Source organism: Vreelandella zhuhanensis (genome assembly GCF_009793355.1).
Taxonomy (GTDB): domain Bacteria; phylum Pseudomonadota; class Gammaproteobacteria; order Pseudomonadales; family Halomonadaceae; genus Vreelandella; species Vreelandella zhuhanensis.
The window spans coordinates 22486-43842 of record NZ_WTKP01000004.1 but is presented as its reverse complement, the minus strand read 5'-3'; the positions used below and the strand labels follow the sequence as shown (position 1 = coordinate 43842).

Here is a 21357-nt window from a genome sequence, read left to right as displayed (position 1 = left end):
TTTTTTGCGGGAACCGTCATGCCCAAGCGTACCGATATCAACAGCATTCTTATCATTGGCGCTGGCCCGATCGTGATCGGCCAGGCCTGTGAATTCGACTACTCCGGCGCCCAGGCGTGCAAGGCGCTGCGCGAGGAAGGCTACCGAGTCATTCTGGTCAACTCCAACCCGGCCACCATCATGACCGACCCGGCTATGGCCGATGCCACCTATATCGAGCCGATTACCTGGCAGACGGTGGAGAAGATCATCGAAGCCGAGCGCCCCGATGTGATCTTGCCCACCATGGGCGGCCAGACCGCGCTCAACTGCGCCCTGGAGCTGGACGAGCATGGCGTGCTCGAGAAATACGGGGTGGAGATGATTGGCGCCAACGCCGAGGCGATCAACAAGGCCGAGGATCGCGACCTCTTCGACAAGGCAATGAAAAACATCGGCTTGGCGTGCCCCAAGGCCAAGGTGGCTCACTCCATGGCTGAGGCCTGGGAAATCCAGGCCGAACTCGGCTTTCCGACCATCGTGCGACCCTCCTACACCATGGGTGGCTCCGGCGGCGGGGTGGCGTACAACAAGGAAGAGTTCGAGGAAATCTGTGGGCGCGGCTTCGAGCTTTCCAGCAACCATGAGTTGCTGATCGATGAATCGCTGCTGGGTTGGAAGGAATACGAGATGGAAGTCGTTCGCGACAGGAACGACAACTGCATCATTGTCTGTGCGATCGAAAACTTCGACCCCATGGGCGTACATACCGGCGATTCCATCACCGTGGCCCCGGCCCAGACGCTGACCGATAAAGAATATCAGATCATGCGCGATGCCTCCCTGGCGGTGCTGCGTGAAATCGGTGTCGAGACCGGTGGCTCCAACGTCCAGTTCGGTGTCGACCCCAAGACCGGGCGCATGGTGGTGATCGAGATGAACCCCCGCGTCAGTCGCTCGTCGGCGCTGGCCTCCAAGGCGACCGGCTTTCCGATCGCCAAGATCGCCGCCAAACTTGCCATCGGTTACACCCTGGATGAGCTACAAAACGACATTACCGGCGGCCGCACCCCGGCGTCGTTCGAGCCTTCGATCGACTACGTGGTCACCAAGATTCCGCGTTTCACCTTCGAGAAGTTTCCTCAGGCCAATGACCGTCTGACCACGCAAATGAAGTCGGTCGGCGAGGTGATGGCCATCGGGCGCACGTTCCAGGAGTCCTTGCATAAGGCATTGCGCGGTCTGGAAACCGGCAACGACGGTCTCGATCCGATCATTACCGATTTCACACCGGATGCCATGGCGCGTATCAAGGGTGAGCTTCAGGCTGCTGGCGCCGAGCGCATCTTTTATATCGCCGATGCCATGCGTGCTGGCATGAGCGTCGAGGAAATTTTCGAGCTAACCAATATCGACCCCTGGTATCTGGTGCAGATCGAAGACCTGGTACGCACTGAGCAGGAAGTCGCCAAGCGCTCTCTGGCCGACTTCAGCGCAAGCGAGCTGTATGCCATCAAGCGCAAGGGCTTTTCCGATGCGCGTCTGGCAAGCCTGTTGGGCGTCTCGGATAAAGAGTTCCGCAAGACACGCCAGAAACACGGTATTCGCCCGGTCTACAAGCGCGTGGATACCTGTGCCGCCGAATTTGCCTCCGATACCGCCTACATGTATTCCACCTATGAGGAAGAGTGCGAGGCTGAGGTTTCCGATCGCCAGAAAATCATGGTGCTGGGCGGTGGGCCCAACCGTATCGGTCAGGGGATCGAGTTCGATTATTGCTGCGTGCATGCGGCGTTGGCGATGCGCGAGGATGGTTACGAGACCATCATGGTCAACTGTAATCCGGAAACTGTCTCCACCGATTACGATACCTCGGACCGTCTCTATTTCGAGCCGGTGACGTTGGAAGACGTTTTAGAGATCGCCGACAAGGAAAAACCGGTCGGTGTGATCGTGCAGTTTGGTGGTCAGACACCGCTCAAGCTTGCTCGTGAGCTGGAAGCCGCTGGTGTGCCGATTATTGGCACCACGCCGGATGCCATCGACCGTGCTGAAGATCGCGAGCGCTTTCAGGTGATGATCGAAAAGCTAGGTCTCAAGCAGCCACCCAACGCCACGGCGCGCAGCTTCGATGAGGCCTTTGCCAAGGCGGAGAACATCGGCTATCCATTGGTGGTGCGTCCCAGTTATGTGCTGGGCGGTCGGGCCATGGAGATCGTCTACGACGCCTCCGAGCTTGAAAACTACATGACTAATGCGGTCAAGGTGTCCAACGATTCGCCGGTACTGCTGGATTACTTCCTGAGTGCGGCCGTCGAGATCGATATCGATGCGGTCAGCGACGGCAAGCAAGTGGTGATCGGTGGCATCATGCAGCACGTAGAGCAAGCAGGCGTTCACTCCGGCGACTCCGCCTGCGCTTTGCCGCCGTATTCGCTGCCTGCCGAGGTGCAGGATGAAATGCGCGCCCAGGTCAAGCGCATGGCCGTGGAGTTGGGTGTGGTGGGGCTGATGAACGTCCAGCTGGCCTGGCAGGATGGCGAGATCTACGTGATCGAAGTCAACCCGCGTGCCTCGCGCACGGTACCCTTCGTCTCCAAGTGCATCGGCACGTCGCTGGCCAAGATCGCCGCACGCTGCATGGCAGGGAAATCCTTGGCCGATCAGGGCTTTGAGCGTGAAATCGTGCCGCATTTCTACAGTGTCAAGGAGGCGGTATTCCCGTTTAACAAGTTTCCCGGGGTCGACCCCATCCTGTCGCCGGAAATGAAGTCTACTGGGGAAGTCATGGGAAGCGGCGACACCTTCGCCGAGGCCTTCTACAAGGCGCAGCTAGGGGCGGGCGAAGCCATTCCGGCGCTTAGCGGCGAGCGCAAGGCGTTTCTTTCGGTGCGTGAGCCGGACAAGGCGGGTGTTATCGAAGTTGGCCGTTCTCTGCTAGCATTAGGGTTCACGTTGTGCGCCACAAGCGGCACGGCGGTAGCCTTGGAGGCGGCCGGGCTTGCTGTGGAGCGTGTCAATAAAGTCTTTGAAGGCCGCCCGCATATCGTCGATCTACTCAAGAACGACGAGATAGCCTATATCGTTAATACCACCGAAGGTCGTCAGGCGATCAACGACTCTTCGGTCATCCGCCGTACCGCACTTGCACGCAAGGTGCCTTATGCCACCACCTTGGCGGGCGCTAATGCGGTGTGCATGGCACTGGAATACGGCAGTGACATTACCGTACGGCGGTTACAGGAACTGCATGCAGGAGCAACGCAATGAATAAGGTCCCGATGACCGTCGCTGGTGAGAAAAATCTGCGCGATGAGCTGAATCATCTCAAGAGTGAAGCGCGCCCTCGGGTGATCGCCGCGATTGCCGAAGCCCGCGAGCATGGCGACCTCAAGGAAAATGCTGAATACCATGCCGCCCGTGAGCAGCAAGGATTCATCGAAGGGCGGATTCAGGAGATCGAAAGCAAACTTTCCACCGCTCAGGTGATCGACGTGACCAAGCTGCCCAGAACGGGCAAGGTGATTTTTGGTGTCACCGTCGAATTGATCAACCTGAATACCGATGAGGAAGTTACCTATCGTATCGTGGGTGAAGACGAAGCCAATATTAAAGAAGGGCGTATCTCCGTGACGTCCCCCATTGCGCGAGCCATGATCGGTAAGGAAGAAGGCGATGTCGTCGTGGTGAAAACCCCCGGCGGTGAAGTCGAGTACGAGATTGGCAACGTCGAACATAGCTAGCGTCTTGTCGGCATAAAAAAGCCCGCGACCAAGTCGCGGGCTTTTGCGTACGGCTAGCCCCGGTTAGGGGCGAGCAATGCGTTCAGTGGCGGCCGTGATGATTCTCGAAGCGCTTGATGTTGGAAAGCTTCGGGTTGACCTGAGGGTTGTGACGATACAGCAGCGCCATCTTGCCGATGGTCTGGATCAGTTCGGCGCGGCTATCAGCCAGTAGTTCCCCGATCATCACCGCCCGATCATCGCGCTCCGGCAAAGCTAGCTTGACCTTGATGAGCTCGTGATCGTTGAGGGCGCGGTCGAGTTCCGCCAGCAGATTCTCCGACACACCATTCTCGGAAACGGTGACGACGGGGCTGAGGTGATGGCCGATGCTGCGAAATGCTTTCTTTTGTGCCTGTGACAAGCTCATGGTATCTTGCGGTATCCCAGTTAGCGCTTAACGCTCCATCTTACGGTGAAACGCCTTAGGGTGAAAGCGCTCTTATTTTTCCGACGTGCCTAGATCCCTCATGCAACAAAAGCCTTCAAGTCGCAAGCGTACCAATGTCAGTAAAAAGCCTAGTAGCAATGAAGCTGCTGGTGGCCACAAAAAAACCAGCAAGACAAAAACCAGTTCCACCTGGATGAAAGAGCATTTTGACGATCACTATGTACAGCGCAGCTGGGAAGATGGGTACCGCTCGCGGGCCAGCTACAAGCTGTTGGAGCTGGATGCCAAGGATGCGTTGTTTCGTCCCGGGATGACAGTAATCGACTTGGGGGCGGCGCCTGGTGGCTGGAGTCAAGTGGCCGCGGAAAAGGTAGGGCCCGAAGGGGTTGTGATTGCCTCGGATATTCTGGAAATGGATGCCCTGGCGGGGGTTGAGTTCATACAGGGAGATTTTACCGAGCAGAAGGTGCTGGATGCGATCCTCTCAACGCTGGGGAATCGGCCGGTTGATCTTGTGTTGTCGGATATGGCCCCCAATATGAGTGGTATGGCGGCTATTGATCAGCCTCAAGCGATGTACCTGGTCGAGTTGGCGCTGGAATTGTCGAGGGAAACGCTTTCTCCACAAAGCCGTTTTTTGGCCAAAGTTTTTCAGGGGGAAGGATTTGATGCCTACCTGAAAATGCTGCGCGTCCACTTCAAACGTGTGGTAACGCGCAAACCAGAGGCCTCTCGTGCGCGTTCGCGGGAAGTGTATCTGTTGGCGGAAGGTTTTCGTGGCTAAACTCGATATTAGCTGTATCAAGGCCAAGGTGAATGTTTTCTCTTGAATGGATTGAAGCTGCAATAGACTGAATTAATCGAAGCGATTGCCGGACAGGCAGCGCAAGGTGTGTCACATTAGGCAGCATTGACAGGCGTGACACAGATGGCCCGAAGCCGACCGGCTTCGGTAATGGTTGAACGCTTGATGCCGGAGTAGGTCAAACCATCAACGTTTAACTGACAGATTCTTGCAATGAGGGTACTCCCTTGAATGATATGGCGAAGAACCTGATTCTGTGGTTGGTCATCGCGGCCGTTCTGCTGACAGTGTTCAATAATTTCACGACGGAAAGCGCTCCTCAGACCATGAACTATTCTCAGTTCGTGGAACAGGTGCAGAATCAGCAGGTACGCAGCGTCACCATCGATGGTTACACCATCAGCGGTGAGCGTGCGGATGGATCACAGTTCCAGACCATCCGTCCGGCGGCGGAAGATCCCAAGCTGATGGATGACTTGCTGGCCAATGACGTCACCGTGGTAGGCAAGGAACCCGAACAGCAAAGTATCTGGACGCGACTGTTGATCGCGAGCTTCCCGATTCTGCTGATCCTGGCGATTTTCATGTTCTTCATGCGCCAGATGCAGGGCGGTGCTGGTGGCGGCAAGGGCGGCCCCATGAGCTTTGGTAAATCCAAGGCCAAGCTGCTTTCCCAAGATCAGATCAAGACGACGTTTGCCGATGTAGCCGGCTGCGATGAAGCCAAGGAAGAAGTTGAAGAGCTGGTCGACTTCCTGCGCGAACCCACCAAGTTTCAGCGTCTGGGCGGTACCATTCCCCGTGGCGTGCTGATGGTGGGGCCACCGGGTACCGGTAAGACGCTGCTGGCCAAATCGATTGCCGGCGAGGCCAAGGTGCCGTTCTTCTCGATCTCGGGTTCCGATTTCGTCGAGATGTTCGTGGGTGTTGGTGCATCCCGTGTGCGTGACATGTTCGAGCAGGCTAAAAAGCAAGCGCCTTGCATCATTTTCATTGATGAAATCGATGCCGTAGGCCGTTCACGCGGTGCAGGCATGGGCGGCGGCAATGACGAGCGTGAGCAGACGCTGAACCAGTTGCTGGTGGAAATGGACGGTTTCGAGGCCAATGAAGGCGTTATCGTCATCGCTGCCACCAACCGTCCCGACGTGCTGGATCCGGCGCTGATGCGTCCGGGCCGCTTCGATCGCCAGGTAACGGTGGGCCTGCCCGATATTCGTGGTCGCGAGCATATTCTGGGCGTTCACCTGCGCAAGGTGCCGCTGGCGGATGACGTCAAGCCGCAACTTATCGCACGGGGTACCCCGGGCTTTTCCGGTGCCGACCTGGCCAACCTGGTCAACGAGGCGGCACTGTTCGCCGCACGGCGTAATCGGCGTCTGGTGGGTATGGACGAGCTGGAACTTGCCAAGGACAAGATCATGATGGGTGCCGAGCGCAAATCCATGGTCATGACCGACAAGGAAAAGCTCAATACCGCCTATCATGAATCCGGTCATGCGGTGATCGGTCTGGTGATGCCGGAGCACGACCCGGTCTACAAGGTGACTATCATTCCGCGCGGTCGAGCGCTGGGTGTGACCATGTTCTTGCCGGAAGAGGATCGCTATAGTCTGTCGCGCCAGCAGATCATCAGCCAGATATGTTCACTGTTTGGCGGGCGCATTGCTGAAGAGATGACCTTGGGGCCGAATGGCGTGACCACCGGGGCCTCCAACGACATCAAGCGTGCTACCGAGTTGGCCCATAACATGGTGGCCAAGTGGGGCCTTTCCGATGAGATGGGCCCGATCATGTACGATGAGGACGAGTCACATCAGTTCCTCGGTGGTCCGGGTCAGGGCGGCTCCAAGATGAAGTCCGGTGACACGACCACGCGGCTCGACAAGGAAGTGCGCAAGATCATCGATGGTTGTTACCACCAGGCCAAGCAGATCCTGGAAGACAATCGCGACAAACTTGATGCCATGGCCGAAGCATTGATGAAGTACGAAACTATCGATGCCGACCAGCTCAAGGATATCATGGGAGGGCGTGCTCCTCGGCCGCCCAAGGACTGGGATGAAGGTGATTCCAGCGGAGGTGCCAAGGTCGAAGATGATGTTCGAAACGATACCAAGGCATCCAAGCCAAGTGACGATAGCGATGGGGAAGGTGATGACGAGCCGAATCGTCGCCCCTCCGACCCCTTGGGTGGGCCGGCCGGCTCCTAGTCGCTGGTCCGCTTGATATGTGCTTTCGTACTGATGGGCGTCCCTAGTGGGGCGCCTTTTTTGCTATTCTGGAGAGAATCAGTAACATTTCTTCTTTTTAACCAGGCGACAACATGCAATCCACGGTTGACACCCATACCGACCACGAGCCCCATTTGCGTTGTGGGCGACACCTTCTGGATCTTTCCTTTCCCCGCGTCATGGGAATCCTTAATGTAACGCCGGACTCCTTTTCCGATGGCGGCCAGCATCTGGCTCAGGAGGATGCCCTGCGCCATGCCGAGACGATGTTGGCCGAAGGGGCGGCAATCATCGATGTCGGCGGGGAGTCGACGCGTCCTGGCGCATCGCCGGTCAGTGCTCAGCAGGAGCTGGACCGCGTTGCGCCGATTGTTGAGCGGTTGGTGCGCGAGCTGGATGCGTTGGTATCGGTGGACACGAGTTGCCCGAAGGTGATGCGTGAGGTTTCCGCCTTGGGGGGAGGCATGATCAATGATGTGCGGGCGCTTGAACGTGAAGGGGCGCTGGCGGCGGCCATGGGAAGTGGTCTGCCGGTATGTTTGATGCATCGCCAGGGTGAGCCGCAGGATATGCAGCAGGCGCCGCACTATACGCTGCCGATTGAAGAGGAAGTGGCCGAGTACCTAATCCAGCGAGTCGCCCAATGCGAAGCCGCCGGGCTGCGTCGAGAGCGGTTACTTGTGGATCCAGGTTTTGGTTTCGGCAAGAGCGTGGAGCACAATCTGCGCCTGCTCAGCCGTATGCAGGGATTGACCCGGCTAGGATTGCCGCTGCTGGTGGGGATGTCGCGCAAGAGCATGATCGGCAAAGTGCTCGGGCGTCCCGTGGAAGAGCGCCTGGCCGGTGGATTGGTGTTAAGCGCCATGGCGGTGGAGCGCGGTGCCAGAATTCTACGGGTGCATGACGTCGCCCCTACAATGGATGCCATCAACATGGCGTGGGCGGTGCTCCAGGAAGGAAGTGAACAGCAGGCAAGAGAGGGAGCCGGCTCATGACACGACGTTATTTTGGTACCGACGGTATTCGAGGGACGGTAGGGCAAGCCCCGATTACCGCTGACTTCATGCTCAAGCTGGGCTGGGCGACAGGCCGTGTGTTGAATCGCGAGCGTGGGCGCGCCCGGGTCTTGATCGGCAAGGATACGCGGATTTCGGGGTATATGTTCGAATCTGCTCTGGAGGCAGGATTGTCGGCGGCAGGTGTCGATGTGTCACTGCTTGGGCCGATGCCGACGCCGGGTATTGCTTACCTGACGCGTACATTTCGTGCCGATGCGGGCATTGTAATTTCTGCTTCGCACAATCCTTTTGCCGATAATGGCATCAAGTTTTTCTCTTCGGAAGGCACCAAGCTTGACGACGGAATCGAAGAGCGGATCGAAGCTGAGCTCGAAAAGCCGTTGACCACGGTGGCTGCATCACAGCTGGGCAAGGTGGCGCGTATCGACGATGCAGCAGGTCGCTATATCGAGTTTTGTAAATCAACGCTAGCGGACCGCTTGAGCCTGCACGGGCTGAAGATCGTACTCGATTGCGCGCATGGGGCGACGTATCATATCGCGCCTAATGTATTCAGGGAGTTGGGCGCCGATGTCAGTGTCATCGGCGCCAGCCCGGATGGCTTGAACATCAACCACGAAGTGGGTTCCACCCATCCGGCGGCTCTGCGCGCCGCAGTGATCCAGCAGGGTGCGCAGCTGGGTATCGCCTTTGATGGCGATGGCGATCGTGTCTTGCTGGTGGATGCCGATGGCCGTGAGATCGATGGCGACGACATTCTGTATCTGATTGCCACGGACCGTCATGCGCAAGGCAATCTCAACGGCGGGGTGGTGGGCACCCTGATGTCCAACTTTGGATTGGCCATGGCCATGGAGCAGTTGGATATTCCTTTCGAGAGGGCCAAGGTTGGCGACCGCTATGTGGTGGAGCGCATGGCGGCCAATGGCTGGTATTTGGGTGGGGAATCCTCCGGGCACATCGTTTGTGGCCATGTACAGTCTACCGGTGACGGGATCGTCTCTGCGCTGCAGGTGGTGGCGATAATGATGCGCGAGGGCAAGCCCTTGTCGAAACTGCTCGCCGGTTTGGAGAAAGTGCCTCAGGTGCTGGTTAATGTACGTTTGCCGACCGGCACTCATGCCAAGACGGTAATGGCATCGGAGCCGTTGCAGCAGGCGGTGATAGCGCTGGAAGCCGAGCTCGGCGATCAGGGGCGTGTCTTGCTGCGGGCCTCGGGCACCGAGCCTTTGATCCGCGTGATGGTCGAAGGCAGGGCGCATCTGGATGTCGAGGCGCTGGCGCAGACGCTGGCCCGAAAGGTACAAGCCTTGCTCGATTAGTCCAGCTGTGCTTGCGTCAGCGGTTGTCTTGACAAGGCCGCTCCTATACCATTTCGCTCCACCTTGAGTTAGGAAAGTACGATGCGTACGCCCTTGATTGCCGGCAATTGGAAAATGAATGGCTCCACTGCGTTGGTGGAAGCTTTTGGTAAGGTATTCTCACAGCCAGGGTTGCCGGCGAACGTGGACGTTACGATTCATCCGCCTTTCCCTTATCTGGAAGCGGCGCGGCGTGCCTTCGCCGATACGCGGCTCACCCTGGGGGCGCAAACACTGAACCCGTTGCACTCTGGAGCGCATACTGGCGAAGTGAGTGGCGGTATGCTCAAGGAGCTGGGTGTCGAATACGTGCTCATCGGCCATTCCGAGCGGCGCGAGCTGTATCGTGAAAGCGATGGCCACGTTTACGATCGTGTGCTGGCAGCCTTGAATGCGGATATAAAGCCTATCTTGTGTGTCGGAGAAACACTTGAAGAGCGTGATGCCGGGCGCACCATGGACGTGGTGTTGCGGCAGGTGGGGTGTGTGATGGCGCCTCTGGATCCAGTGCAGCGTGCCCAGTTGGTAGTCGCCTATGAGCCGGTATGGGCCATTGGCACCGGTCGCACGGCAACGCCTGAGCAGGCTCAGGAGGTCATGGCCGGGATTCGCCACCATCAAGCGGGTTATGATGAAGAATTGGCGCAGCAGTTGCGCTTGCTTTACGGCGGTAGCATGAACGCCAAAAATGCGGCTGAGCTGCTTGCTCAGCCGGATATCGACGGCGGCCTGGTGGGGGGAGCCTCGCTTAAGGCCGAAGACTTTTACGCCATTTGTCAGTCAGCAGGATAATTCCATGCAAGTTGCAATTCTCATGATTCATGTGGTGATCGCGATCGCCTTGGTTGTCTTGATCCTGTTACAGCAGGGCAAGGGCGCAGAAGCTGGTGCCGCTTTTGGTGGGGGGGCCTCGCAAACCGTATTCGGCTCACGCGGTAGCGGAAGTTTTCTTGCGCGTTTTACCGCCTTCCTGGCAGCGGCGTTCTTCGTGACATCAATGACCTTGGCGTATTTCGCCACCCAGGCCGGTCAGGCGCCTGAGGCCGGTGTGCCGGGTGCGCGTTTAATCGATCAACAACGCAGTTTGCCAACGCTTGACGACGAAGCCCCAAGTGTGGATAATACCGCGCCAGTGCTTGAGGAAAGCAGCGACTAGCTTTCTTGAGCCTCCCCTGATGCCGAAGTGGTGGAATTGGTAGACACGCTATCTTGAGGGGGTAGTGACCGTATGGTCGTGCGGGTTCAAGTCCCGCCTTCGGCACCATCTGATTTACTGACAGCTTTAACGTCAGTTCTCCAGAATTCAGGTTTGGTACCTGAGACGAAAAAGAATAGCTTGACGTAAGCGCCAAGTAGGTCTATTATCGTCAACCTAGATTGATGCGGGGTGGAGCAGTCTGGTAGCTCGTCGGGCTCATAACCCGAAGGTCATCGGTTCAAATCCGGTCCCCGCTACCATTTTTTAGGCAGTCACTTGTTGGTCCACTTGAGTGGAAGCATGTGGGGATAGCCTAAGTGGTACAACAGGTTTCTTTCAAAAAGCCCCTTCCTGTGAAGGGGCTTTTTGTTAGCAAACCTTCTCAATAGCGGATGTCTGCCGGTTTGCCGGAGACACGTTTCCGGGTAATGCCAATCAGCCACCTAGCTTCTCTTTCAACGCCTGGCCAGGTGCCTGATGCAACGGCTATAGGAGCTTTGTCTGTGGCCATTAAACACGCTGCGCTTCACGCGCTGATCGAGCCTGTCGTTGCCGCCATGGGATTTGAACTATGGGGTATCGACCATCTGTCCCAAGGCAAGCACTCGCGACTGGTAGTTTACATTGAACGCGATAGTGGCATCAGCGTTGAAGATTGCGCCGATGTCAGTCGTCAAGTAAGCGCTGTCTTCGATGTGGAAGATCCCATTGCTGGTGAATATCGGCTTGAAGTCTCTTCTCCGGGTATGGCGCGCCCACTTTATACCTTGGACCATTACATCCGCTTTCAGGGACACCAGATAGCCTTGAAGTTACGTCTTCCTTTCGATGGACGACGCAAATTTCAAGGATTGCTAGCCGGTGTTGAAGGGGACGACGTGCTGCTCCAGTTCGAAGGTGAAGAGTACTGTTTTCCCATAGAAAGTATTGACCAGGCGCATATTGTACCGCAGTTCGAGTAGTGCTCTATGGGGTGACGCCGTCGGCAGGCAGCCGGGCTGATGCACATAAGGACAGGTTTTCTGGCGAGGCAAACGCATGAGTAAAGAAATTCTAATGGTCGTTGACGCGATCTCCAATGAAAAAGGCGTCCCGCGAGATGTAATCTTCGAAGCGGTCGAGGCAGCATTGGCTAGTGCGTCGCGTAAGCGGTTCGAGAACGAAGAAGCTAATGTGCGCGTGCATATCGATCGGCGCACCGGCGAATATGAAACGTTTCGTTTCTGGACGGTGGTAGAAGACGATGAGTTCGAAACCCCGGATTACGAAATCAAGGAAAGCATTGCCGAGCAGCGTGATCCGCCGCTCAAGCGTGGCGATGTGGTTGAAAAGCTGATCGACAATGCCATGTTCGGACGCATTGCGGCACAAACCGCGAAGCAGGTCATCGTGCAGAAAGTGCGCGAGGCCGAGCGAGCGGAAGTCGTGCGGCAATATACCGATCGCGAAGGCGAACTGGTGGCGGGTATTGTCAAGAAGACGACCCGCGACGGCTTGATCATCGACCTTGGGGATAATGCAGAAGCGTTCCTGCCGCGCCAGGAAATGATCCACGGCGAACGCTACCGCATGAATGAACGAGTGCGGGCGTTGCTGGTCAAGGTGGATCCGGAGGCACGTGGCGCACAGCTGCTGCTGTCACGCACTTGCCCCGAACTGATCATTGAACTATTCAAGATCGAAGTGCCGGAAATTGCCGAGCAACTTATCGAGATCAAGGGCGCAGCCCGGGATCCCGGCTCAAGGGCCAAGATCGCGGTCAAGACCAACGATCGCCGCATTGACCCGGTCGGCGCCTGTGTCGGCATGCGTGGTTCGCGGGTGCAGGCGGTGTCCAGTGAGCTGCAAAATGAGCGTGTGGACATCGTGCTATGGGACGACAACCCGGCGCAACTGGTTATCAATGCCATGGCACCGGCGGATGTGGGTTCCATCCTGGTGGATGAAGATGCCCACGCCATGGATGTCGCGGTGGCCGAAGATAATCTGGCTCAGGCGATTGGTCGCAGTGGCCAGAACGTACGCCTGGCGTCGGAGCTTACCGGCTGGCGGATCAACGTCATGACCGAGGGCGAAGCCGAGTCAAAGCGCGATCAGGAAATTGATACGTTAGTGGATTCCTTCGTTCAGCACCTGGGCATCGATGACGATGTTGCCCGGCTGCTGGTGGAAGAGGGCTTCACTACCCTGGAAGAAATTGCCTACGTGCCGCTGGAAGAAATGCTTGAAATCGAGGAGCTGGACGAAGACTCGGTGGAAGAGCTCAGAGCGCGCGCCAAGGATGAACTGCTGACCATGGCGATTGCCTCGGAAGAAGCACTCGACGGGGCCCAGCCGGCAGAAGACTTGCTGGAAATGGAAGGCATGGAACGTCATCTGGCGTTCATTCTTGCCAGTCGCGGTATTGTCACAATGGAAGATCTTGCCGAGCAGGCTGTCGATGATCTGGTCGATATCGAGGAGTTGGACGAAGCGCGCGCAGCGGCACTGATCATGACTGCCCGTGCGCCCTGGTTTGAAGACGACGCCGTGTCGGAATCAAACACACAGTAAACAGGTCACGGGCTGAGGAGGGTCGAGATGTCAGATATGACAGTAAAAGATTTTGCAGCAAAGGTGGGCCGCGATGTGCCCCGCCTGCTGGAACAAATGAAAGAAGCCGGATTGGAACACGCGTCTGAAAACGCCGTGGTGTCCGAAGAAGATAAGCATAAATTGCTGAGTTTTCTGAAGAAAAGTCATGGTGATGAAAGTGATGCCAGCAAGAATCGGGTCACGCTGACCCGTAAGACGCGCAGCCGGATAAAAACCGGTGAACGTGGCAAGACGATTGAAGTTCAGGTGCGTAAGAAGCGTACTTACGTCAAGAGTGACGAGGAAGAAAAGCCCAAGGCACCGGAACCCAAGCATAGCGGACCGCGTCAGCTGGTCGGCGATATGGCGGATTCTCAGCAAGCCAAGGCTGAAAAGAAAGTCCGTGACGCTGAAGAAGCCCGCGTGCGTGAAGCCGAGCAAGCCAAGGCTCACGCCGCTGAGAAAGAAGCGCGTGAGGCTGCCGTCAGACTCGCCACTGCCAAGTCTCAAGAAGTACCTGAGGTGCCGGTCCCCGAGCTTGACGACAATCAGCCTTCCGAGGAGCAGCCTCCGGCACCGCCCAAGGAAGGTCGCAGCGACCGTCGTACCGCACCGCCCAAGAAGACCGCGGCGAAAGCCAAGAAAGGGCATCGGGATGACGAGGATCGCGGTGATCGCGAAGAGCGCAAACGGGGCGGCGGGGCTAAAAAAGCCAAGCGCGCCGAGCGTCGTGGTGGCCGTCGCAGTGGCGGTGGCAGCCAGGGCGGCGGCAAGCACGGCTTTCAGAAGCCTACGCAGCCGATCGTGCGTGAAGTGTCGATTCCTGAATCGATCAGCGTCGCTGAGCTGGCGGACAAGATGTCGATCAAGTCCAATGAAGTGATCAAGGCGATGTTCAATATGGGCGCCGCGGTCACCATCAATCAGACTATCGATCAGGACACCGCTGCGGTCGTTGTCGAAGAGATGGGTCACAAGGCCAAGCTGGTCAAGGACGATGCGCTCGAGACTGAAATGCTCGCGGGCATCTCCTATGAAGGCGAAGAGATCACCCGTTCACCGGTAGTCACGGTGATGGGTCATGTTGATCACGGTAAGACGTCTTTGCTGGATCATATTCGTCGCGCCAAGGTGGCAACCGGCGAAGCCGGCGGTATTACCCAGCATATCGGCGCCTACCATGTTGAAGATCAGCACGGTGGTGTCACCTTCCTGGATACACCCGGCCACGCGGCCTTTACCGCCATGCGTGCTCGCGGTGCCAAGGCGACCGATGTGGTCATTCTGGTAGTGGCGGCCGATGACGGCGTTATGCCGCAAACGGTCGAGGCGATCGAGCATTCCAAGGCTGCCGAAGTTCCCATGGTGGTGGCGGTCAACAAGATCGATAAGCCAGGTGCCGATTTCGATCGTATCCGTAATGAATTGTCGCAACACGGCGTCATTTCTGAGGAGTGGGGTGGCGATACGCAGTTCGTGTATGTCTCCGCCAAGACCGGTGACGGCATCGAAGAACTGCTGGAAGCCATTCAGCTGGTCTCGGAAGTGCTTGAGCTTAAAGCCGTGCCGGAAGCGCCGGGTAAAGGTGTGGTGGTCGAATCACGCCTGGACAAGGGCCGCGGCCCGGTCGCCACGGTGCTGGTACAGAACGGCACCTTGAAGAAGGGCGATATCGTGCTGGCTGGCCTGCATTACGGCCGCGTACGTGCTCTGACCAACGAACTTGGCAAACAAGTTGCGGAAGTCGGCCCGGCAATGCCTGTGGAAATTCAAGGGCTAGACGGTACACCTGATGCCGGTGATGACTTCATGGTCGTCGCGGACGAAAGAAAGGCGCGTGAAGTCGCCAACTTCCGTCAAGGCAAGTACCGCGAAGTACGCCTGGCACGCCAGCAGAAATCCAAGCTGGAGAATATGTTCAGCCAGATGGGTCAGGATGAAGTGGCCAAGGTCAACATCGTGCTCAAGGCTGACGTTCAAGGCTCACTGGAAGCTATCAAGGGCGCGCTTGAAGAGCTGTCCACCGATGAAGTCGAAGTGGCGGTGGTGTCTTCCGGTGTGGGTGGTATCACCGGTACCGATGCCAACCTGGCCTTGGCCAGTGACGCTATTGTGGTCGGCTTCAACGTGCGTGCTGATGTCGCGGCCCGTGAGATCATCGAGCGTGAAGGCTTGGATCTGCGCTACTACAGCGTCATCTATCAGCTGATCGACGAGGTCAAGCAGGCGATGAGCGGTATGCTCGCGCCCGAGTGGAAGGAAGATATCGTCGGTATCGCTGAAGTGCGTGATGTCTTCCGCGCGCCCAAGATTGGCGCCGTGGCAGGTTGCATGGTTGTCGAAGGCAGCGTGCATCGCAACAAGAAGATCCGCGTGTTGCGTGAAAACGTCGTCATTTACGAAGGCGAGCTCGAATCCCTACGTCGTTTCAAGGACGATGTCCAGGAAGTGCGTAGCGGCATGGAGTGCGGCATCGGGGTGAAGAACTACAACGATGTTCAGGCCGGCGACAAGATCGAAGTCTTCGACCAGATCAGAGTCGAGCGTAGCCTGTAACGCCTAGCGGGAGATAACGATGCGTGAATTCAAGCGTACCGACAGAGTCGCCGACCAGCTCCAGAAGGAGCTGGCGGTACTCATCCAGCGTGAAGTGAAAGATCCACGTCTGGGCATGGTGACTGTCAGTGGTGTGACGGTAAGCCGCGATCTGGGCTACGCCGATGTCTATATCACGCTGCTAGGTGAAAATAGCGATGAGGACATCAAGGAAAACCTGAAGGCACTCAAGCGTGCCGGCGGGTTTCTGAGAAGCCAAGTCGCTAAACGCATCAAGTTGCGCCACGTACCGGAATTGCGCTTTCATTACGACGAGAGCGTAGTACGCGGTCAGCATCTCTCTTCACTGATTGATGAGGCCGTCACCACTGACCGTGCACGCTATCAAGGCGATGAGGATGACACTGACGCCGAGCAAAGTGAGGAAACTCGCTAGTGGCGCGTCAACGTCGCGGTTTGCCAGTGAATGGCGTACTGCTGCTGGACAAGCCTAAAGGGCTTTCCAGCAACCATGCCTTGCAACGTGTTCGGCGCCTGTTTCAGGCGCAAAAGGCGGGGCACACTGGCACGCTCGACCCCATGGCGACCGGCTTGCTGCCGGTGTGCCTGGGGGAGGCGACCAAGTTTTCTGCACACTTGCTGGAAGCCGACAAGGTTTACCGTACCCGTGTCGAGCTAGGGGTGATAACCGAGACCGGAGATGCCGAAGGTGAGGTCATCGAACGGTGTGAAGTGCCACCCTTGGCAAATGCCGAAATAGAGGCGGTGCTTGAGCGTTTTCGTGGTGAAATCGAGCAAGTTCCCCCGATGTATTCGGCGTTGAAGCACCAGGGCCGCAAGTTGTACGAACTGGCCCGTGAGGGCAAGACGGTCGAGCGTGCAGCGCGTCGCGTAAGCGTGTATGATGCGCGCCTGCTGGCATGTGAAGCGCTGGCTTTCGAGCTGGAAGTCAACTGCAGCAAGGGCACTTACATCCGTACCCTGGCTGAAGATATCGGGCATGCCTTGGGCTGCGGGGCGCACATCAGCGCACTGCGCAGGCTCAAGACAGGCCCCTTCACGGCGCAACACATGTGGACACTTGAAGCGCTTGAGGCGCTACCGGATCAGGCCGCGCGCGAAGCGCAGCTGCTTTCGGTGGATGCCTTGGTTGAGCATTTGCCAATATTGATGGTGGATGCTCAAGCTTCGGCTCGATTGAGCCATGGCCAGAGTACCCAGCTTGATGGCTTGTCGTTGGGCTCGGGTGAGCTGGCAAGACTTTACCATGATGCGGCCTTTATCGGTCTCGGTGTGGTGAAGGGCGCACAGGAAATCGCGCCCAAGCGTTTGTTGAGTACGGTCGCCATTTCTTGAAATGGGCCCAAGCAATGAACGTAAAATGGAACAAGCACGCTTGAGACTGCAAATATGCGTGGTCTCACACATTCATTTATTAGGCATATTGCTTACTGGAGAAACAGATGGCACTGACCGCTGAACAGAAAGCCGGAATCGTCAACGATTTCGCGCGCGGCGACAACGATACCGGCTCCCCTGAAGTGCAAGTTGCACTCCTGAGCGCCAACATCAATGGCCTGCAGGATCACTTCAAGACCAACAAGCAGGATCACCACTCCCGTCGTGGCTTGATCCGCATGGTTAACCAGCGTCGTAAACTGCTGGATTACCTTAAGCGTAAGGACCTGGCGCGTTACCAAGCGTTGATCCAGCGTCTGGGCCTGCGTCGCTAAACAGCACGCAGCCGAGGTACCGAAACGGGCAACCCCAAGGGGTTGCCCGTTTTGCTGTGGGGGTGGTGAGCAACGATGGTAGCCCTCGGGCGCTACAGCGCCTAGAATGACGAGAGTCAAAACGACCAAACAGAATAGACAAGTAGATATCGATAATGCTGAAGGAAGTCGCCGTGAATCCGGTCAAGAAAACGTTCCAGTACGGTCGTAGTACCGTTACTCTCGAAACCGGGCGTATCGCCCGTCAAGCCACTGGCGCTGTCATGGTCACCATGGATGATACCGTGGTGTTGTGTACGGTCGTGGCCAAGAAAGAAGCCAAGCCCTCTCAGCCGTTCTTTCCGCTGTCGGTCCACTATCAGGAAAAAACCTACGCGGTAGGCAAGATTCCTGGCGGTTTCTTCAAGCGTGAAGGTCGCCCGACCGAGAAAGAAACCCTGACATCGCGATTGATCGACCGCCCGATTCGTCCGCTGTTTCCCAAAGGCTTCATGAACGAAGTCCAGGTGATCTGTACGGTGCTTTCGACGGATCGTAATCACGATCCCGATATTGCCGCGCTGCTGGGCACGTCGGCGGCATTGATGATTGCCGGTGTGCCGTTCAATGGGCCGATCGGCGCGGCACGCGTGGGCTTCAACGAAGAGCAGGGTTACTTTCTCAACCCGACCGTGGAAGAACTGGCCTCCTCCGAGCTGAACATGGTGGTGGCGGGTACTGAAAAAGCTGTCCTGATGGTGGAGTCGGAAGCCCAGGAGCTACTCGAAGACGAGATGTTGGGCGCCGTCTTGTACGCTCATCAGGAAATGCAGATCGCTATCAGCGCAATCAAGGAACTGACGGCCGAAGCGGGTAAGCCCAAGTGGGGTTGGCAGCCGGCGGAAGAAAACGTTGCTCTGAAAGCCGCCGTTGCCGATGCCTTTGAAGCCAAGGTCGGCGAAGCCTATCGCATTATCGACAAGATGGCGCGCCAGGATGCGTTAAGTGCTTTCAAGGCCGAGGCTATCGAAGTCCTGGCTGGAGAAGAAAACGCTTTCAGTGCCGAAGACGTTGCTTCCGCCTTCTCCGCTCTTGAAAAGCGGGTGGTGCGCTCGCGTGTCATCAAAGGCGAACCACGCATCGATGGTCGTGACAACTTTACCGTTCGTCCGTTGGCCATTGAAGTCGGTGCGCTGCCCAAGGCTCATGGCTCGGCCATTTTCACCCGAGGTGAAACTCAGGCGATCGCAATTGCCACGCTGGGCACCTTGCGCGACTCTCAGCTGATCGAATCACTGGAAGGCGAGCGTAAGGATCGCTTCATGCTGCACTACAACTTCCCCCCTTATTGCGTGGGCGAAGCGGGCTTCATGGGAGGCCCCAAACGGCGTGAAATCGGACACGGTCGTCTGGCTCGCCGGGGCGTGCAGGCAATGCTGCCCTCGGAAGAGGCTTTCCCCTATACCATTCGTGTGGTGTCGGAAATCACCGAATCTAACGGCTCAAGCTCAATGGCCTCGGTGTGTGGTACCTCTCTGGCGCTGATGGATGCCGGGGTGCCGCTCAAGGCGCCGGTAGCCGGTATCGCCATGGGGTTGGTGAAAGATGCCGATGGTTTTGCGGTACTCACCGATATCCTGGGTGATGAAGACCATCTGGGCGACATGGATTTCAAGGTGGCCGGTTCCGCTGAAGGCGTGACCGCGCTGCAGATGGACATCAAGATCGAAGGCATCAACGAAGAAATCATGGAGACCGCACTGCAACAGGCAAATACGGCGCGTTTGCAGATTCTCGACCAGATGAGCCTCGTCATTGGCCAGAGCCGTACCGATGTGTCCGACAATGCTCCCTCGATGGCCACCATCAAGATCGCGCCGGACAAGATCCGTGACGTGATTGGCAAGGGCGGCGCGACCATTCGCAAGATCTGTGAAGATACCGGTGCCTCCATCGACCTCGACGATGACGGCAGTGTGCGTATTTACGCGGAAGACAAGGCCGCTGCGCAACGTGCCATCGACACGGTATTGGAAATCACCGCAGAAGCGGAAATCGGCAAGCTCTATATGGGCAAGGTCGTGCGTATTGCCGATTTTGGTGCTTTCGTCAACATCATGCCGGGTACCGACGGGCTGGTGCATATCTCCCAGATCGTGCCGGAACGGGTCAATGATGTGCGTGAATACCTCAACGAGGGCGATAATGTCGTGGTCAAGGTGCTCGACATCGATAACCGTAACCGGGTGAAGCTCTCGATCAAGGAAATCACCGAAGAAGAGAAGACGGCTTTCGACGCGGAAGGTGTGGCGACAACGGAATAACTCTAACGCTTAGAATAACTCTAGCCGTTAGGATGTAGCTACACTGCAAGAAAGCAGAGTAAGAAAACGCCCGCGATGAGGTTTCACTAACCTTGTCGCGGGCGTTTTGTTTTAGGCGAGTCTTAGCCGCTTGGTGTTAGTTGCGCTCGATGGCGAGTGCCACGCCTTGGCCACCGCCGATACAGAGTGTTGCCAGGCCTTTCTTGGCATCACGCGCAATCATTTCGTGCAGCAGGCTGACCAGTACCCGGCAGCCGGAAGCGCCGATCGGATGACCCAAGGCAATCGCACCGCCATTGACATTGACCTTGTCGGTATTCCAGCCCAGTTCCTTGTTGACTGAAAGGGCTTGAGCGGCGAAGGCTTCGTTGGCTTCGACCAGGTCCAGGTCATCCAGGCTCCAGCCGGCTTTTTTCAGGCACAGGCGAGTAGCGGGTGCCGGACCCAAGCCCATGATCGCCGGGTCGACGCCGGCATTGGAATAGGCGACGATGCGCGCGAGCGGCTCAAGGCCCAGCTGCTTGGCCTTTTCCGCCGAGCAGAGCATGGCTACTGCAGCGCCATCATTGATCGAAGAGGCATTACCTGCAGTCACCGCGCCGTCTTTCTTGAAGGCCGGGCGCATGCCGCCGAGTTTTTCCGCCGTTACTTCGCGCGGCCCCTCATCGGTATCGAACACGACCGGGTCGCCTTTGCGTTGGGGAATCTCCACCGGCACGATCTGGCCCTTGAACCGACCTTCCTTGATCGCCTGGGCCGCATTGTGTTGAGACGCTGCGGCAAATTCGTCCATCTGCTCACGGGTGATCCCGTATTTCTCTGCCAGATTTTCGGCGGTAACGCCCATATGATAATTATTAAAAGCATCCCACAGTCCATCGTGCACCATGGTATCGAGGGCTTTCCAATCGCCCATACGCTGCCCGGTGCGTGAATTGGGCAGGACATGGGGCGAGAGGCTCATGTTTTCCTGGCCACCGGCCAGAATCAAGTCAGCATCGCCACAGCGAATCGCCTGGGTCGCCAAGTGCAATGCTTTCAAGCCGGAACCGCATACCTTGTTGATGGTCATGGCTGGAACACCGTCAGGCAATCCGCCCTTGATAGAAGCCTGGCGTGCCGGGTTTTGGCCGACACCCGCCGTTAATACCTGGCCTAGCAGGACCTCATCCACCTGGTCGGGAGCAACACCGGTAGAAGCCAGGATATCCTTGATTACGAGCGCGCCTAGGTCGCTAGCAGGAATACCGGCGAGAGAGCCGCCGAAAGTGCCGATAGCGGTACGGCGGGCGGCTACAATTACCACTTCTTGCATAACATAACTCCTCAACAGGATAGAGCAGACAGGCCGGAGGGCGGCTGCCCGATTAATGACATTACCCTGTCAGCATAGGGGAGGGTAGTGCAGTGCGACAATAAGCT

Annotated in this window: 17 protein-coding genes and 2 tRNA genes; 17 read left to right on the top strand and 2 right to left on the bottom strand. The window is 57.3% G+C overall.

From position 1 onward, the window contains the following. Positions 1 to 18: 18 nt before the first annotated feature. Together carB and greA are read left to right on the top strand one after the other, a co-directional pair. A complete protein-coding gene (gene carB / locus GPM19_RS06390; protein WP_160418087.1) occupies positions 19 to 3249 on the top strand; it encodes a carbamoyl-phosphate synthase large subunit in 3231 nt (1076 codons plus the stop codon). Continuing rightward, positions 3246 to 3722: a transcription elongation factor GreA gene (gene greA / locus GPM19_RS06385; RefSeq protein WP_160418085.1), complete on the top strand. Its 477-nt coding sequence runs from the start codon at positions 3246 to 3248 to the stop codon at positions 3720 to 3722. Before carB ends, greA begins: the two co-directional genes overlap by 4 nt. An 82-nt stretch (positions 3723 to 3804) precedes the next feature. On the opposite strand, the gene yhbY is transcribed toward greA, so the two are convergent. Beyond that, positions 3805 to 4131 (bottom strand): ribosome assembly RNA-binding protein YhbY, encoded by a 327-nt coding sequence (yhbY, locus tag GPM19_RS06380; protein ID WP_160418082.1) that lies wholly within the window; start codon positions 4129 to 4131, stop codon positions 3805 to 3807. A 100-nt stretch (positions 4132 to 4231) separates the two neighbouring features. Here yhbY and rlmE point away from each other — a divergent pair, with 100 nt between their 5' ends. From rlmE to pnp, 15 genes are all read left to right on the top strand, one after another. Next, a complete protein-coding gene (gene rlmE, locus GPM19_RS06375) occupies positions 4232 to 4936 on the top strand; it encodes a 23S rRNA (uridine(2552)-2'-O)-methyltransferase RlmE (RefSeq protein WP_160418080.1) in 705 nt (234 codons plus the stop codon). A gap of 248 nt (positions 4937 to 5184) precedes the next feature. After that, entirely contained in the window at positions 5185 to 7170 is a 1986-nt protein-coding gene (gene ftsH / locus GPM19_RS06370; RefSeq protein ID WP_160418077.1) for an ATP-dependent zinc metalloprotease FtsH, read from the top strand. 113 nt (positions 7171 to 7283) lie between these two features. Then, the gene (folP, locus tag GPM19_RS06365; RefSeq protein ID WP_160418075.1) at positions 7284 to 8186 is read left to right on the top strand and encodes a dihydropteroate synthase; all 903 of its coding nucleotides are present in this window, start codon (positions 7284 to 7286) and stop codon (positions 8184 to 8186) included. Next, complete coding sequence (glmM, locus tag GPM19_RS06360; RefSeq protein WP_160418073.1) at positions 8183 to 9532, top strand: phosphoglucosamine mutase; 1350 nt, start codon at positions 8183 to 8185, stop codon at positions 9530 to 9532. Before folP ends, glmM begins: the two co-directional genes overlap by 4 nt. Positions 9533 to 9613: 81 nt before the next feature. After that, complete coding sequence (tpiA, locus tag GPM19_RS06355; protein ID WP_160418071.1) at positions 9614 to 10363, top strand: triose-phosphate isomerase; 750 nt, start codon at positions 9614 to 9616, stop codon at positions 10361 to 10363. A 4-nt stretch (positions 10364 to 10367) separates the two neighbouring features. Beyond that, positions 10368 to 10727 (top strand): preprotein translocase subunit SecG, encoded by a 360-nt coding sequence (gene secG / locus GPM19_RS06350; protein WP_160418069.1) that lies wholly within the window; start codon positions 10368 to 10370, stop codon positions 10725 to 10727. A 21-nt stretch (positions 10728 to 10748) separates the two neighbouring features. Then, positions 10749 to 10835: transfer RNA gene (locus GPM19_RS06345), tRNA-Leu, on the top strand. A gap of 117 nt (positions 10836 to 10952) precedes the next feature. Continuing rightward, positions 10953 to 11029 (top strand) — tRNA-Met (locus GPM19_RS06340). 243 nt (positions 11030 to 11272) lie between these two features. After that, positions 11273 to 11731 (top strand): ribosome maturation factor RimP, encoded by a 459-nt coding sequence (gene rimP / locus GPM19_RS06335; protein WP_160418067.1) that lies wholly within the window; start codon positions 11273 to 11275, stop codon positions 11729 to 11731. Between the two features lie 76 nt (positions 11732 to 11807). Then, complete coding sequence (gene nusA / locus GPM19_RS06330; RefSeq protein WP_160418066.1) at positions 11808 to 13322, top strand: transcription termination factor NusA; 1515 nt, start codon at positions 11808 to 11810, stop codon at positions 13320 to 13322. 27 nt (positions 13323 to 13349) lie between these two features. After that, positions 13350 to 15899: a translation initiation factor IF-2 gene (gene infB / locus GPM19_RS06325; RefSeq protein WP_160418063.1), complete on the top strand. Its 2550-nt coding sequence runs from the start codon at positions 13350 to 13352 to the stop codon at positions 15897 to 15899. Between the two features lie 19 nt (positions 15900 to 15918). Further along, positions 15919 to 16335: a 30S ribosome-binding factor RbfA gene (gene rbfA, locus GPM19_RS06320; protein ID WP_114486807.1), complete on the top strand. Its 417-nt coding sequence runs from the start codon at positions 15919 to 15921 to the stop codon at positions 16333 to 16335. Then, positions 16335 to 17255: a tRNA pseudouridine(55) synthase TruB gene (gene truB, locus GPM19_RS06315; RefSeq protein ID WP_160418061.1), complete on the top strand. Its 921-nt coding sequence runs from the start codon at positions 16335 to 16337 to the stop codon at positions 17253 to 17255. Before rbfA ends, truB begins: the two co-directional genes overlap by 1 nt. A gap of 107 nt (positions 17256 to 17362) precedes the next feature. Further along, complete coding sequence (gene rpsO, locus GPM19_RS06310) at positions 17363 to 17632, top strand: 30S ribosomal protein S15 (protein WP_114486805.1); 270 nt, start codon at positions 17363 to 17365, stop codon at positions 17630 to 17632. 155 nt (positions 17633 to 17787) lie between these two features. Further along, entirely contained in the window at positions 17788 to 19935 is a 2148-nt protein-coding gene (pnp, locus tag GPM19_RS06305; RefSeq protein WP_160418058.1) for a polyribonucleotide nucleotidyltransferase, read from the top strand. 136 nt (positions 19936 to 20071) lie between these two features. Here the strand turns inward: pnp and GPM19_RS06300 are convergent, their stop codons facing one another. Next, positions 20072 to 21250 (bottom strand): acetyl-CoA C-acetyltransferase, encoded by a 1179-nt coding sequence (locus tag GPM19_RS06300; RefSeq protein ID WP_160418057.1) that lies wholly within the window; start codon positions 21248 to 21250, stop codon positions 20072 to 20074. Positions 21251 to 21357: the final 107 nt, after the last annotated feature.

Coding starts and splice junctions, on each gene's coding strand:
- carB (WP_160418087.1), top strand. CDS start 19: ATGCCCAAGCGTACCGATATCAACAGCATTCTTATCATTGGCGCTGGC.
- greA (WP_160418085.1), top strand. CDS start 3,246: ATGAATAAGGTCCCGATGACCGTCGCTGGTGAGAAAAATCTGCGCGAT.
- yhbY (WP_160418082.1), bottom strand. CDS start 4,131: ATGAGCTTGTCACAGGCACAAAAGAAAGCATTTCGCAGCATCGGCCAT.
- rlmE (WP_160418080.1), top strand. CDS start 4,232: ATGCAACAAAAGCCTTCAAGTCGCAAGCGTACCAATGTCAGTAAAAAG.
- folP (WP_160418075.1), top strand. CDS start 7,284: ATGCAATCCACGGTTGACACCCATACCGACCACGAGCCCCATTTGCGT.
- glmM (WP_160418073.1), top strand. CDS start 8,183: ATGACACGACGTTATTTTGGTACCGACGGTATTCGAGGGACGGTAGGG.
- tpiA (WP_160418071.1), top strand. CDS start 9,614: ATGCGTACGCCCTTGATTGCCGGCAATTGGAAAATGAATGGCTCCACT.
- secG (WP_160418069.1), top strand. CDS start 10,368: ATGCAAGTTGCAATTCTCATGATTCATGTGGTGATCGCGATCGCCTTG.
- nusA (WP_160418066.1), top strand. CDS start 11,808: ATGAGTAAAGAAATTCTAATGGTCGTTGACGCGATCTCCAATGAAAAA.
- infB (WP_160418063.1), top strand. CDS start 13,350: ATGTCAGATATGACAGTAAAAGATTTTGCAGCAAAGGTGGGCCGCGAT.
- rbfA (WP_114486807.1), top strand. CDS start 15,919: ATGCGTGAATTCAAGCGTACCGACAGAGTCGCCGACCAGCTCCAGAAG.
- rpsO (WP_114486805.1), top strand. CDS start 17,363: ATGGCACTGACCGCTGAACAGAAAGCCGGAATCGTCAACGATTTCGCG.
- pnp (WP_160418058.1), top strand. CDS start 17,788: ATGCTGAAGGAAGTCGCCGTGAATCCGGTCAAGAAAACGTTCCAGTAC.
- GPM19_RS06300 (WP_160418057.1), bottom strand. CDS start 21,250: ATGCAAGAAGTGGTAATTGTAGCCGCCCGCCGTACCGCTATCGGCACT.